Annotated in this window: 10 protein-coding genes and 1 pseudogene; 3 read left to right on the top strand and 8 right to left on the bottom strand. The window is 76.2% G+C overall.

Annotation, left to right across the window (positions count from 1 at the left end):
• Positions 1 to 28 precede the first annotated feature (28 nt).
• From JD79_RS05155 to JD79_RS05140, 4 genes and pseudogenes are all read right to left on the bottom strand, one after another.
• Positions 29 to 1,285, bottom strand: a complete 1,257-nt coding sequence (locus tag JD79_RS05155) for a serine hydrolase domain-containing protein (protein ID WP_110007448.1) — start codon at positions 1,283 to 1,285, stop codon at positions 29 to 31.
• A gap of 146 nt (positions 1,286 to 1,431) precedes the next feature.
• Positions 1,432 to 1,863 (bottom strand): HU family DNA-binding protein, encoded by a 432-nt coding sequence (locus JD79_RS05150; RefSeq protein WP_281270277.1) that lies wholly within the window; start codon positions 1,861 to 1,863, stop codon positions 1,432 to 1,434.
• A gap of 117 nt (positions 1,864 to 1,980) precedes the next feature.
• Positions 1,981 to 2,124, bottom strand: a pseudogene (locus tag JD79_RS23475) (DUF1059 domain-containing protein); the annotation flags it as partial.
• Between the two features lie 78 nt (positions 2,125 to 2,202).
• Positions 2,203 to 3,309, bottom strand: a complete 1,107-nt coding sequence (locus JD79_RS05140; protein ID WP_245899731.1) for an EAL domain-containing protein — start codon at positions 3,307 to 3,309, stop codon at positions 2,203 to 2,205.
• 155 nt (positions 3,310 to 3,464) lie between these two features.
• Here JD79_RS05140 and JD79_RS05135 point away from each other — a divergent pair, with 155 nt between their 5' ends.
• Positions 3,465 to 6,206: a SpoIIE family protein phosphatase gene (locus JD79_RS05135; protein WP_245899729.1), complete on the top strand. Its 2,742-nt coding sequence runs from the start codon at positions 3,465 to 3,467 to the stop codon at positions 6,204 to 6,206.
• A gap of 111 nt (positions 6,207 to 6,317) precedes the next feature.
• On the opposite strand, the gene JD79_RS05130 is transcribed toward JD79_RS05135, so the two are convergent.
• The 4 genes from JD79_RS05130 to JD79_RS05115 form a co-directional block, all read right to left on the bottom strand.
• Positions 6,318 to 7,541: a saccharopine dehydrogenase family protein gene (locus tag JD79_RS05130; RefSeq protein WP_110004647.1), complete on the bottom strand. Its 1,224-nt coding sequence runs from the start codon at positions 7,539 to 7,541 to the stop codon at positions 6,318 to 6,320.
• Positions 7,542 to 7,568: 27 nt separating this feature from the next.
• On the bottom strand, positions 7,569 to 8,297 hold the full coding sequence (locus tag JD79_RS05125; RefSeq protein WP_110004646.1) for a trimeric intracellular cation channel family protein: 729 nt from the start codon (positions 8,295 to 8,297) through the stop codon (positions 7,569 to 7,571).
• Positions 8,298 to 8,361: 64 nt separating this feature from the next.
• Positions 8,362 to 10,452, bottom strand: coding sequence for an acyl-CoA dehydrogenase family protein (locus JD79_RS05120; RefSeq protein WP_110004645.1), 2,091 nt, complete (start codon positions 10,450 to 10,452; stop codon positions 8,362 to 8,364).
• Positions 10,449 to 11,117: a TetR/AcrR family transcriptional regulator gene (locus JD79_RS05115; protein WP_110004644.1), complete on the bottom strand. Its 669-nt coding sequence runs from the start codon at positions 11,115 to 11,117 to the stop codon at positions 10,449 to 10,451. Before JD79_RS05115 ends, JD79_RS05120 begins: the two co-directional genes overlap by 4 nt.
• Positions 11,118 to 11,207: 90 nt before the next feature.
• On the opposite strand from JD79_RS05115, the gene JD79_RS05110 reads away from it, so the two are divergent.
• Together JD79_RS05110 and JD79_RS05105 are read left to right on the top strand one after the other, a co-directional pair.
• Complete coding sequence (locus JD79_RS05110; protein ID WP_170149122.1) at positions 11,208 to 12,497, top strand: acetyl-CoA C-acetyltransferase; 1,290 nt, start codon at positions 11,208 to 11,210, stop codon at positions 12,495 to 12,497.
• Between the two features lie 47 nt (positions 12,498 to 12,544).
• Positions 12,545 to 13,891, top strand: coding sequence for a 3-oxoacyl-ACP reductase (locus tag JD79_RS05105; RefSeq protein WP_110004642.1), 1,347 nt, complete (start codon positions 12,545 to 12,547; stop codon positions 13,889 to 13,891).
• The last annotated feature ends 2 nt before the right edge of the window (positions 13,892 to 13,893 follow it).

Raw genomic sequence — 13,893 nt, 5'->3', positions numbered from 1 at the left:
CGGTGCACGTCCGCGGGAGTGCGCGCCCTCAGGTGACGATCGCCTGGTTGACCAGGGCGCGCAGGTAGGCGCGGATCGGCAGCGTGCTCGAGGGGAGCAGCTGCGTGTAGAAGCTGACGACGACGTCCTCGACCGGGTCCACGTAGAACGCCGTCGACGCCGCCCCGCCCCAGCTGTAGTCGCCGGCACTGGCGACGCCGCCGTAGCGCGCGGGGTCGAGCACCATCGAGAAGCCCAGCCCGAAGCCCACCCCGCGCAGCGGCGTCTCGGCGAACAGCGGCCGGCCGAAGGTCTCCAGGTCGGCGTTGCCGGGCAGGTGGTTGCGGACCATGTGCGCCAGCGTGCGCGGGCCCAGGAGCCGCCCGCCGTCGAACGAGCCCCCGCGGCGCAGCATCTCGCAGAAGCGCAGGTAGTCACCCGCCGTCGACACCAGCCCGCCGCCACCGGACAGGAACGTCGGCTTGCGGTGCGCCGCCTCGCCCATCGCGTCGATCGGCGCGAACGCGGTGGCCGGGCCGCCGGGCGCCCCCGGGACGGCGGCGTACAGGCGGGCCAGCGAGGCGACGTCGTCGTCCTCCCGCAGGCCGAAGGACGTCTCGGTCATGCCCAGCGGGCGGAAGACCCGCTCCTGGAAGAAGACGTCGAGCGTCTGCCCGGACACGACCTCCACGAGCCGGCCGAGGACGTCGGTGGAGACGCCGTAGTTCCACTCCGAGCCGGGCTGGAAGACCAGCGGCACCGAGGCCCACTGGCGGCACGCCTCCGCCGAGTCGACGCCGGGCGGGGTGCCCCACTCGTGCCCCATGGCGCGGTACATCGCGTCGACCGGGTGGGCGTGGTGGAAGCCGTAGGTGAGCCCGGACGTGTGGGTGAGCAGGTGCCACACGCGGATGGGCTCGACCTGGGGCTGGGTGACCGGCTTCTGCGCCGACCCGGCGACGTAGACGCGGGTCCCGGCGAACTCCGGCAGCCACTTGGTGATCGGGTCGCTGAGCTCGAAGGCCCCCTCCTCGTACAGCATCATCGCCGCCACCGAGGTCACCGGCTTGGTCATCGAGAAGATCCGCCAGCGGGTGTCCTCCTCGACCGGCAGGCCGTTCTCGACGTCGCGGGAGCCGTACCGCCCCACGTGCGCCAGCCGGCCGTGCCGCGACACCGTGACGAGGAAGCCGGGTAGCTGGCCGTCGTCGACCCAGCGGGTCAGCCGCCGGTCCAGGCGGTCCAGCCGGCCGGCGTCGAGACCGACCTCGGCCGGGTCGGTGTCCAGGGTCAGTCCGCTCGCCACGTGCTCCTCCGTCCCGGCGCCGTCGCCCTCGGGCGGCGCCTGCCCGCGCATCCTGACCCACGCTGCGTGGGCGAGGTCACACGGGTCAGGCGCCGCCCCGGCGGGGCGACCGCGGATCGGACCGGACGTCGGTGCGTCCCCGCCGGTCAGACCGGGACGTTGGAGGCGGCCTTCTTGAGGTTGGAGCCGGCGGTCACCTTGACGGTGTTGGCCGCGGGGATGTCGATCGACTCGCCGGTCTGCGGGTTGCGGCCGGTGCGGGCGGACCGCTGGGTGCGCTCGACGGTGATGAGGCCGGAGACGGCGACCTTCTCGCCGCGGGTGATCGCCTCGACGAGCTCCTCCTGCAGGCCGCTCAGGACGGCGTCCACGGTGGCGCTGGGGACGTCGGCGCGCTTGGCGATGGCGGAGACGAGTTCGGCCTTGTTCACGGGTTTCCTCTCGGGACGTCGCGGCCGCGCGGTCTCGGCGGGCCGCCGTGTGGGAGTGCCGACCGCGGGGTGCGGCGGCCGTCCCGGACGGGCGCCCGGGACGGACCGGTCCCCGTCAGGACGGGCCGGCCCGGGGCACCGTGACACGCCGACGGCGCATCTGGCCAGTCCAGGCGGCGGATCACACCCAGCCGACACCCCGGTCCCACCCGTCCCAGGCTCCCGCGGGGCGGCTCGGGGATCGCCGCTCCGCGCGACCGCGCCTCAGGCGGCGCGGATGTGCGCGCAGCCGGCGGCGACCGGCTCCGGACCGACCCCGGCGAGGCCGTGGTCGACGGCGGCGTGCCCGGCGACCTGGCCGAGGACCCCGCCGTCGTCAGCGGCGGTGCAGCGGGCGGTGCGGCGGGGGACGACGTCCCTTCAGGCGGAGGTCTCCACCGGTCGCTCCCGGGTCGTGCGGACCGCTCCCCCGGACCGGCGGCGGGGTCATCGGGCGGCGGCCGCGGAGGCCAGGTCCTCGACGCGCAGCAGGCCGAGGACGGCGCCGGAGGCGTCGGTGCAGACCACGGGGTCGAAGCGCTGGGCCGGCGAGCGGGTGAGCGCCCGGTGCAGGGTGGCGGTGACGTCGTCGGTGGGGTGCGCCCGCAGCGAGACCGGGGCGGTGTGCGCCAGCCCGGTGCGCGGGTCGGCCAGCCGCAGTGCCAGCGGCTCGCCCTGCGGCCCGACGAGGACGACCGGGGGGACGCCGGGGGAGGCCTCGGTGACCTCGGACTGGCGGACCGGGCGCAGCAGGCCCGCCACGGTCGACGCCGTCCGGGCGCGCGCGGTGTGCCCGCGGACCAGCGCGGCGACGTCGGGGGCCAGCGGCGCGAACCCCGGGCCGGGGCGGCCGAGCAGCCAGCCCTGCGCCAGCGGGACGCCGATCCGGCAGAACGCGGCCAGCTCGCCGCGGGTCTCGATGCCCTCGGCGAGCAGCCAGGCGTCGATGCGGCCGGCGAACTCGCCGACCATCTCGGCGAGGGCCATCCGCACCGGGTCGCTGTCGACGCCGGCCACCAGGGACCGGTCGAGCTTGACCAGCTGCGGGCGCAGGGCGGCCAGCTGCTGCAGACCCGACCAGCCGGAGCCGGTGTCGTCGAGGGCGACCAGCGCGCCGCGGGCGCGCAGCGCGGCGACCTGCACCCGCAGGGCGGACAGGTCGGAGACGGGCGCGTGCTCGGTGAGCTCGACGACGACGCGGCGCAGGTCGGGCCGCGTCGCGAGCGCCTCCTGCACCGGTCGGGTGCCGAGCAGGTGCGGGCCGACGTTGACGGTGAGGAAGGTGTCCGGCGGCAGGTCGGGGACGGCGGCCAGGGCCTTGTGCAGGGCCAGCGCCTCGAGCTCGGCGGCGAGCCCGGCGTCGGCGGCCGCGGCGAACCACACCTCCGGGCCGGCGGTGCCGGGGAAGCGCGAGAGCGCCTCGTAGCCGGCCACCCGGGCCCGCGCGAGGTCGACGATCGGCTGGAACACCAGCGTGAGGTCGTCCGGGTCGGACAGCAGGGGGCGGCAGTCCGGCAGCCGCCGCGTCAGCATCCCCGTCATGGGACGGGCCATCGACCCCCGGCTCCCCGGGCACGAGCCCACCGGCGGGGAGCCTCACCCGGGCGGGGACGACCCGCGCGGCTGCGGACGGCGCCGTCCGTCCGGCCGCCGCCCGTGGCAGCATGGTCGGCTGCGGCCGTCCGGGCCGCGTCCGGACGAGGAGGGCCGTGACCGTGCCCCAGCCGTCCCCGGCCGTCGACGACCTGCAGGACCCGCACCGCGTCGCCGCCGCCCGCCGGCTCTTCGTCGAGGTGCCCGGCCCGGCGGCCTACGACAGGCTGTCGGGGCTGGCGGCGCGGCTGCTCGGTGCCGGCCACGCGAAGGTCACGCTGTTCACCGTCCGCGACATCGTCGTCGGCGGGCACGGCCTGCCGCCGGGCGTCGTCGGCGGCCGCGCGCTGCTCACCGGCGCCTTCTCCGAGCGCATCGTCCGCGAGGGCCGGGCGCTGGCCGTGCCCGACGCGCGGGCCGACGAGACGCTGGCCGGGCTGTCCGCCGTCACCTCCGGCGAGGTCGTCGCCTACCTCGGCGCGCCGCTGGTCTCGGCCTCGGGCCGGGTGGTGGGCGCCCTCGCCGTCTACGACCCCGCGCCGCGGACCTGGCAGGACGACGACGTCGCGCTGCTCGAGCACCTCGCCTCTGCCGTGGTCGCCGAGCTGGAGCTCGCCGCCGCGCGCTCGGCGATCGGTGCCTCCCTCGCCCGGCTCGACGTCGCCCTGGAGGCCAGCGCGGTCGGGATCTGGGAGTACGACCTGCGCAACGGCGTGCTGCACTGGGACGAGCGCTGCGCGGCGGTGCACGGCATCGAGGGGCCCCTGGAGATCACCGACCTCGACAGCATGCTCGCCGAGCGGATCCACGCCGACGACCACGAGGCCGTGCGGACCGCCATGGCCGAGGCGCTCGCCGGTCCCGGGGAGTACGCCGTCGAGGCGCGCGCCCTGCACGCCGACGGCACGGTGCGGTGGACCGTGTCCCGCGGCAGGGTGGTGCGCGACGTGCGCGGTGAGCGGGTGCGGGTGCTGGGCACGGTCGTGGACGTCACCGATGCCCGGGCCGAGGCCGCCCGCCGGATGGCCGCCGTGCAGCGGGCCGCCGCCGTCGCGGAGGTCGCCGCCCAGCTGGCCAACGCCACCGCGCCGGCGGAGCTGGCCGAGATCGCGCTGCGCGGCGCCCGGGTCCTCGGGGCCTTCTCCAGCGCGCTGGCCGTCCTCGACGGCACCGGGCTGCTGCGCGTGCACCTCGCCCGCGGACTGGCCGACACCGTCGCCGCCGCGGCCGCCGAGGCACAGGTGGACCTGCCGCTCGACGCGGTGGTCGTCGAGCTCGACGACGAGCTGCCCACCCAGTACGCCGCCCGGCACGGTGAGCGGCTCCTGTTCGCCGACCTCGACGAGGCCGTCGCCCGCTTCCCGCGGATGGCCGAGGTCGGTGCCGCGCTGGGCCTGCGGGCGATCGCCGCGCTGCCGCTGCAGGTGGAGGGCCGGCCGCTGGGCAGCTTCGTGGTCACCTGGGACACCGACCACGCCTTCGCCGCCGACGACGTCGAGCTGCTCGAGGCCCTGACCGCGCAGATCGCGCTGAGCGTCTCCCGGCTGCGGTCGGAGGACGAGCGGGCCGCCGCCGTCGCCGCGATGGCCGAGGCCAACCAGCGGCTGCAGCTGCTGGCCGACGCCGGCCGGGTCCTCTCGGGCAGCCTCGACATCGGTGAGCAGCTCGACCGGCTGGCCGACATCGTCGTGCCCGCGCTCGCGGACTGGTGCTGGATCGTCGTCACCGAGGAGCAGGGCCGGCTGCAGGAGGTGGCCTGGGCGCACCGCGACCCGGCCCGCCGCGCCGACGTCGCCGACTACGTGCACGCGATGACCCGGGGCATGAGCGACGAGCACGCCGCGCGGGTGGTCACGCGCACCGGGCGGCCGCTGGTCCTGCCGGAGCTCGACGCGGACCGCATCGCGCGCTCCCTCCCCGACCTCGCCGACCGGGAGACGCTGCTGCGGCTGGAGCCCCGCTCGGCGCTGATCGTGCCGCTGGTGGCGGCGGGACGGGTCATCGGCGCCCTGGGCACCGCCAACGGAGCCGAGCGCGGCCCGCACACGCCGGGTGAGATCGAGACGGCGGTCGAGGTCGGCCGCCGCGCCGGGCTGGCGCTGCAGGCCGCCCGGCTGTACGAGCAGCAGCGCGACCTCGCCGACGCCCTGCAGCACAGCATGCTCACCGCGCCGCCCCGGCCCGAGGGCTGCGAGATCGTCGTCCGGTACGTGCCGGCCTCGGAGGGCGCCGAGATCGGCGGCGACTGGTACGACGCGTTCGTCGAGCCCGGTGGGGCGGTCGTGCTCGCGATCGGCGACGTCGTCGGGCACGACCGCTACGCCGCGGCGGCGATGGGCCAGCTGCGCGGCCTGCTCCGGGGCATCGGCTACGCCGGCGGCGGCTCACCGGCGCAGGTGCTGGCCGGGCTCGACCGCGCGGCCGCCGGGCTGGCCCTGGACGCGATGGCCACCGCGGTGGTCGCCCGGCTCGAGCAGGGCGCGGGGGACGGCACGGGGGACGAGGCGGTGCTGCGCTGGTCGAGCGCCGGCCACCCGCCGCCGGTGCTGGTGCTGCCCGGCGAGAGCGTGCGGGTCCTCGACCCGGGGACGGCGGACCTGCTGCTGGGTGTGGACCCGGCCCGGCCGCGCACCGACCACTCCTGCGGGCTGCCCCGCGGCAGCACGGTGCTGCTGTTCACCGACGGCCTCGTCGAGCGCCGCGACCGCGACCTCGACGCCGGCACCGCCGCGCTGGTCGCCGCCCTGGAGGAGTACGGCGACCTGCCGCTCGACGAGCTCTGCGACCGCGTGCTCGGGCGGATGTTCCTGCCCGGCGCCGAGGACGACGTCGCGCTGCTCGCCGTCCGTGTCCGGTGACACTGCGGTCCTCCCGGACCGCACCGCGGCCGGGAGCCGTCCCCGGCGTCGCTGAGCCCCTTCGTCGCCTCCTCGCGGGACCCTCCGGGCCCCACTCCCCGGCGACAGCCCCTACAGGGCCGTGACCTCGTAGGTGTGCCCGGCGGCGCGCAGCCGCTCCACCAGCACGTTGCCCAGCGCCGTCGAGGGGGTCAGCGACCCCGCCCGCCGCGGCAGCCGGTCCTCGTCGAGGGCCAGCGCGAGCGCGGCCTCGCCGAGCATGACCGACGTCGCCGCGTAACCGGGGTCGCCCTTCCCGGCCGCGGTGGCGCGGTAGCGCCGCCCGCTCTCGGTGTCGGCGTCGACGATCATCCGGAAGAAGCCCCTCTCCCGGGCCGACTCGCTCGGCCCGCTGCCGGGCGCGGGCAGCACGCGGTCGAGCAGGGCGCGCGTCGGCGCGAACGCCATCGCGCCGAAGGCAGCCGCCAGGCCGGTGGTGACGCCGGCGGCGGTCAGGACGCCGGGGATGCCACGGCCGGTGCTCATCGACTCGCCGTAGCGCAGGCCGCGCCCGTAGGCCCACTCCTGCAGCGCGTTGCTGCGCCGCACGATGCGGGTGTTGAACGGCGCCATGACGAACGGCGCCGTCCACCGGCCCTCGGCGGCCAGCGCGGGGGGCATGGCGTCCGGGGGCTGGCGGGTGGCGGGCTCGGCGGCCCGGTCGGGGGAGAGGGCGTAGGGGTCGCCGATGACCTTCCGCAGCGTGCGGTCGGTCGCCATGGACTCGACCTGCGCGCGCATCGAGTCGACGGTGCCGCCGCTGACCCCGCCGCGGACAGTGGCCACGAGGCGGACGTCGGTGAGCCCGCCGGCGCCGTCCTGGCGGGCCCGCTCGGCCAGGAGGAACACCGACAGGTCCGACGGGATGGAGTCGTAGCCGGCGGCGTGCACCAGCCGGGCGCCGGTCTCCCGGGCGATCGCGTCGCAGCGGTCGATGGCCTCCCGCACGAACAGCACCTCGCCGGTGAGGTCGGCGTAGTGCGTGCCCGCCCGCGCGCAGGCCTCCACGACCGGCAGGCCGTAGCGCTGGTAGGGCCCGACCGTGGTGACGAGCACGCGCGTGCTCTCCGCCATGCGGGTCACCGACGCCGGGTCGCCGGTGTCGGCCTCGACCAGGGGCCAGTGCCGCGACGAGGCGGGCAGGCCGCCGGCGACCGCGACCAGCTTCTCCCGCGAGCGGCCGGCCAGTGCGATCCGCAGGTCCGGCGGCGCGGCCTGGGCCAGGTAGGCGGCGACCAGGCGGCCGACGAAGCCGGTGGCCCCGAAGAGGACGACGTCGTGCTCGCGCTCGGGCATGCCGCCCATCCTGCTGGCGCCGCTCCCTCAGCGCACCCGGCGGCGCAGCGCCCGGCGTCTGCCGTCCGGCCGCCCGGACCGGTCGCGGCTCAGCCGCTGGCGGGCCCGGTCGGGCAGGTCGACGGCGACCGGCGCCTCCCAGCCGCGCCACACCGACAGCACCCGCAGCACCGCGACCAGCACGATCACCACCAGCGCCACGGGGATCGGGGCGAGGCCGAGCGGGCCGGCGAGCACGGTGAGCGCCGTGGCGCCCAGCAGCGCGGCGACGGCGTTGTAGGGCCCCGGCTGCACGATGTCGGCGCGCCGGGCCAGCAGCACGTCGCGGATCACCGCCCCGCCGACCGCCGTCAGGGTCCCGATGAAGACGACCGAGGCGCTGGGCAGGCCGGCGAGCTGGGCCTTCTGCGCGCCGATCACGGTGAACAGGCCCAGGGTGACCGCGTCGAGCACCACGAGCAGGCGGGTCAGCCGGGACAGCCAGCCGGAGAAGTAGAAGGTGACCATCGCGGTGATGGCGACCGTGGGCAGGTAGGCGCGGTTGGTCAGCGCCACCGGCGGGCCCGAGGCGAGCAGGACGTCGCGGATCAGGCCGCCGCCGAGCCCGCCGCTCACGGCGAGCAGCAGGACACCGGAGACGGCGAAGCCCTCGCGCGCGGCGAGCAGGCCCCCGGTGAGCGCGCCCACGACGATCGCGGCGAGGTCGACGGCGGCGGGGATCCGCAGCGTCTCGGCGGCCGCGGCGAGGGTGCTCACGAACGCCCATCCTCCCGCCAGGACCGGACCGGGCGGGCAGTCGCCCCACCCGGTCCGTTCCGGATCACTGACCCGGGGGCACGTCCACGGAGGTGGCGGTGTCGTCGCGGCTGCCGCCGGGGGCCGTGTCACCGGCGGCCCGCAGGCGGGCGTCCTGGGCGGCCGTGTCCTCCCGGTGCATCGCCTCCTGGCGGCCCGCCTCCTCCTCGAGGATCGCCGCGTTCTTCCACACGTGCGGGATCCCGAAGCCGTCGACGAGCGTCACCATGTGCGGCCGCAGCTCGCCGAGCAGGGCGTTCACCGTGCCGGTCAGCGCCTTGGACCGGGCCGCGGTGAGCTGCCCGTGCTCGAGGAACCAGCCCTTGTCCGCCTCGATCGTCGACAGCGCGTACAGGTCGCACAGCGTGTCGAGCAGCGCCCGCGCGCCCGGGTCGGCGGCCCGCTCGATCCCGGCGACGAACGCCTCCAGCACGATCCGGTCGACGTGCGCCTGCGCGGTGCGCAGCACGTGGTCCTGGACGCTGTTGAACACCGCGAACGGCTCCATCGGGTGGGTGGGCGACGACGCCGTGGCGGCGTTGCGGCGCAGCCGGCGGATGGCGCCCTCGAGCGTGTGCTTCTCGCGGAACTCGAACATCCGCAGCTGCCAGCCGCGGTCCCGGAGCGGGACGTCGTCGTCGCGGCCGGGAACGGCGTCGACCAGCCGGGCGATGAGGCCGCGGGCCGCCGTCCGCTCGAGGACGGCCTCGCGGACCAGGTCGGCGACGAAGGCGACCCGGCCCCAGCCGTCGAGGGAGCCGAAGGCGTCCCGGTAGCCGGTGAGCAGGCCCTTGGCGACCAGCTGCAGGAGGACGGTGTTGTCGCCCTCGAACGTGGTGAACACGTCGGTGTCGGCCTTGAGCTGCGGCAGCCGGTTCTCCGCCAGGTAGCCGGCACCACCGCAGGCCTCGCGGCACGTCTGGATGGTGCGGGTGGCGTGCCAGGTGTTGGCGACCTTGAGCCCGGCGGCGCGGGACTCCAGCTCGCGCTGGGCGGCCTCGTCGACCGCCTCGCCGTGCTCGTGCACCGCCGTCTGGACGTCGTGCATCGTGCCGACCAGCTCCTCCTGCGCGAACGCCAGCGCGTAGGAGGTGGCCAGGGCGGGGAGCAGCTTGCGCTGGTGGACCAGGTAGTCGTTGAGCACGATCTCCCGGTCGCGGCCGGGGGCGGCGAACTGGCGCCGGACGTCGCCGTAGCGGACGGCGATGTCGAGGGCCATCCGGGTCGCCGAGCCGGCCGAGCCGCCCACGCTCACCCGGCCGCGGACCAGGGTGCCGAGCATGGTGAAGAAGCGGCGGGTCTCGTTCTCGATGCTCGACGTGTAGGTGCCGTCCTCGGCGACCTGGCCGTAGCGGTCGAGCAGCATCTCCCGCGGCACGCGGACGTGGTCGAAGGTGAGCCGGCCGTTGTCGACGCCGAGCAGGCCGGCCTTCGGGCCGTCGTCGCCGATGGTGACCCCGGGCACCGGGTTGCCGTCCTCGTCGCGGATCGGCACCAGCCAGGCGTGCACGCCGCGCGGTTCCCCCTGGGTGACCAGCTGGGCGAAGACGACCGCCATCCGCCCGTCCTTCGCCGCGTTGCCGATGTAGTCCTTGCGCGCGGCCTCGTGCGGGGTGTGCAGGTCGAACGTCCGCGTGTCGGGGTCGTAGGTGCACGTGGTGCGCAGCTGCTGGACGTCGGAGCCGTGGCCGGTCTCGGTCATGGCGAAGCAGCCGGGCAGCGCGAAGCTCATGATGTCGGGCAGGTACGCGTCGTGGTGGCGCCTGGTCCCGAGCAGCTGGACGGCGCCGCCGAACAGCCCCCACTGGACGCCGGCCTTGACCATCAGCGACAGGTCGCCGTAGGCCAGCATCTCGATCGAGGTCACCGAGCCGCCGGCGTCGGCCTCGCCGCCGTACTCCTTCGGGAAGCCCAGGCCGACGCGGCCGGTGGCGGCCAGCTCCCCGGCCAGCCGGGTGACCCGCTCGCGCGCCTCCTGCACCGACTCGCCGTAGACCGGCGCGTACTCCGGGTCGCCGAGCTGCTCCCGGGCGTCGCGGCGCACGTGCGCCCACCGTCCGTCGAGGACCTCCTGCAGGCAGGCCGGGTCCACGGTGCGGGGCAGGGTGGAGGTCACTCGTTCTCCTCGGGAGGGTGGACGGTGTCGTCGGGGACCAGGCCGCGCAGCCCGGCCCAGGCGAGTTCGGTGAGGTGGGCGGCGAGGTCGGCCCGGGGCATCGGACGCTCGGCGCGCAGCCACCAGTCGGCGGCGGCGCGGACCAGGCCGACCAGGCCGTGGCCCCAGGGCGCGGCGGCGGCGTCGTCGCGGCCGGCCTGCCGCAGGGCGACGGCCACGAGCGCCGCGGCCTCGGCGCCGACCAGGTCGGACAGCGTGCTGACCGGGTCGGCGTCCACCGGCCGGTCCAGCAGCGGGTGGGCGACGACGAAGCGGTAGAGCTCGGGGTCGGCCTCGAGGAAGGCCAGGTAGGTCTCGACCGCGGCCGCGACCATCCCGCGCGGGTGGCCGGTGCTGGTCATCGCCGCGCGCAGCTTCTCGGTGAGCTGGGCCGCCACGCGGTTGCAGACGGCGACGTAGAGCTCGCTGCGGTCGGCGAAGTGGCGGTAGACGACGGTCTTGCTCGTCCCCGCCTCCGCGGCGATCTCGTCCATGCCCACGCCCGCGCCGTGCTTGCCGACGGCGGCGACGGTGGCGTCGACCAGCTGCTCGCGGCGCGCACGGCGGTGCTCGTCCCACCTCGAGTCCCGGCGGTCGCGCCGCCGGGACGCCGTCTCGCCTTTCATGTAACCGACAGTACCGTGTACCGTCGGTACCGGCCACCACGTGCGGCCCTCGTAGCGCCGATGGCGTCCCGTGACCCCGGAGGTCCACCGATGAGCTCGCCCCAGCCCCGCCGGGCCGCCGTCCTCGGCGGCAACCGCATCCCGTTCGCCCGGTCGGGCTCCGCCTACGCGCAGGCGTCCAACCAGGACATGCTCACCGCGACGCTCGACGGCCTGGTCGCCCGCTTCGGCCTGCAGGGGCAGCAGGTGGGCGAGGTCGTCGCCGGCGCCGTCCTCAAGCACTCCCGGGACTTCAACCTCACCCGCGAGTCGGTGCTCGGGTCCAGGCTGTCGGCCGCGACGCCGGCCTACGACGTCCAGCAGGCCTGCGGCACCGGCCTCGAGGCCGCCGTCCTGGTCGCCAACAAGATCGCCCTCGGGCAGGTCGAGTCCGGCATCGCCGGCGGCGTCGACACCACCTCCGACGCGCCGCTCGCCGTCCACGAGGACCTGCGCCGCGTGCTCATCCGGCTGAACTCCGCGAAGACGCTCGGCCAGCGGCTGGCGGCGCTGCGCGGCCTGCGCCCCGGCCAGCTGGTGCCGGAGATCCCGCGCAACGCCGAGCCGCGCACCGGTCTGGCCATGGGCGAGCACCAGGCGATCACCGCCCGGGAGTGGGGGATCGGCCGGGAGGAGCAGGACGAGCTCACCGTCCGCTCGCACCGCAACCTGGCCGCCGCCTACGACCGCGGCTTCCTCGACGACCTCGTCACGCCTTACCTGGGTCTGACCCGCGACCAGAACCTGCGGCCGGACACGACCGTGGAGAAGCTGGCGCGGCTCAAGCCGGTCTTCGGCACGGACCACCCCGGCGCCACGATGACCGCCGGCAACTCGACGCCGCTGTCCGACGGCGCCTCGGCCGTGCTCCTGTCCTCCGACGAGTGGGCCGCCGAGCACGGCCTGCCCGTGCTCGCCCACCTCGTCGACGCGCAGACCGCCGCCGTCGACCACGTCCACGGGGGCGAGGGCCTGCTCATGGCGCCGGCCTACGCGATGCCGGTGGTGCTCGCCCGCAACGGCCTGAGCCTGCAGGACTTCGACTTCTACGAGATCCACGAGGCCTTCGCCTCCACGGTCCTCGCCACGCTCAGGGCCTGGGAGGACCCGGCGTTCTGCAAGGAGCGCCTCGGCCTCGACGCCCCGCTCGGCGCCATCGACCGGGACAGGCTCAACGTCAACGGCTCCTCGCTGGCGGCCGGGCACCCGTTCGCCGCGACCGGCGGCCGCATCGTCGCCTCGCTGGCCAAGCAGCTGCACGAGGCCGGCCCCGGCAAGCGCGGGCTGATCTCCGTCTGCGCGGCCGGCGGCCAGGGCGTCGTCGCGATCCTCGAGTCCTGACCCAGCGGCCTTCATCCCGACGAAGGCCCCCGAAGAGGAGTGCGTCCGTGAGCGACTGGTACACGACCTTCGCCAACTCCGGCGTCGGGTCGGCCCTCGCCGAGCAGCTCGGCCTGCCCCGCCCGGCCGTGCTGCGCCGGTACGAGCCCGGGCAGCCGCTGCTGCCCGGCCCGGCCCTCGTCGGCTCGGCGGGGGAGGGACGGCTGCGGGAGACGCTGACCGCCGTCCTCCGCGACGCCGGCGTCGCCGTGCTGGCGCCCGACGGCAGCGACGACGGCGAGCACCCCGCCGCCGTGGTCCTCGACGCCACCGGCGTGACCGGCCCCGGGCAGCTCGCCGTCGCGCACGACCTGCTGGCGCCGGCCGTCACGCGGTTGCGCCCCACCGGCCGCGTGCTCGTGCTCGCCGACCCACCCGCCGACGCCGGCTCCCCGGCGCAGGCCGCGGCGCGGCAGGCGCTCGAGGGCCTGGTGCGCTCACTGGCCAAGGAACTGCGCGCCGGTTCGACGGCGAACCTCGTGTACGTCCCCGAGGGTGCCGAGGCCTCGGTCGCGAGCCCGCTGCGGTTCTTCCTGTCCGGGCGCTCGGCCTACGTCGACGGCCAGGTGCTCACCCTGGGCGCCGCCGAGGTCCCGGCCGAGGAGGACGCGCTGCGCCCGCTGGCCGGGAAGGTCGCCGTCGTCACCGGAGCGGCGCGCGGCATCGGTGCCGCGATCGCCCGGGTGATGGCCCGCGACGGCGCGCACGTCGTCGCCGTCGACGTCCCGGCGGCCGGTGAGGCGCTCGCCCGGGTCGCCAACGAGGTCGGCGGGACCGCGGTGCAGCTCGACATCACCGCCTCCGACGCCGCGGGGCGGCTGGTCACCCACCTGCGCGAGCGGCACGGCGGGGTCGACGTCGTCGTCCACAACGCCGGGATCACCCGGGACAAGCTGCTCGTCAACATGGACGCCGCCCGCTGGAACTCGGTCATGGCGGTCAACCTGCAGGCCCAGCTCGACCTCACCCGGGCGCTGCTCGACGCCGACGGCGTGCTGCGGCCCGGCGCGCGGGTGGTCTGCGTGAGCTCCCAGTCGGGCATCGCCGGCAACCGCGGGCAGACGAACTACGCGGCCTCGAAGGCCGGCGTCATCGGCATGGTGCGGGCGTGGGCGCCGGAGTTCGCCGGCCGCGGCGCGACCGTCAACGCCGTCGCGCCGGGGTTCATCGTCACCGAGATGACGGCGAGGATGCCCTTCGGCACCCGCGAGGTCGGCGCCCGCATCAACTCGCTGCAGCAGGGCGGCCTGCCGGTCGACGTCGCCGAGACGATCGCCTGGCTGTCGCAGCCCACGGCCGCCGGGGTGAACGGCCAGGTCGTGCGGGTGTGCGGCCAGTCGATGCTGGGCGCCTGACG

It is taken from the genome of Geodermatophilus normandii, from assembly GCF_003182485.1.
Lineage (GTDB): Bacteria > Actinomycetota > Actinomycetes > Mycobacteriales > Geodermatophilaceae > Geodermatophilus > Geodermatophilus normandii.
Note: the sequence above shows the minus strand (reverse complement) of the source record. Positions and strands in the feature narration are given on the sequence as shown.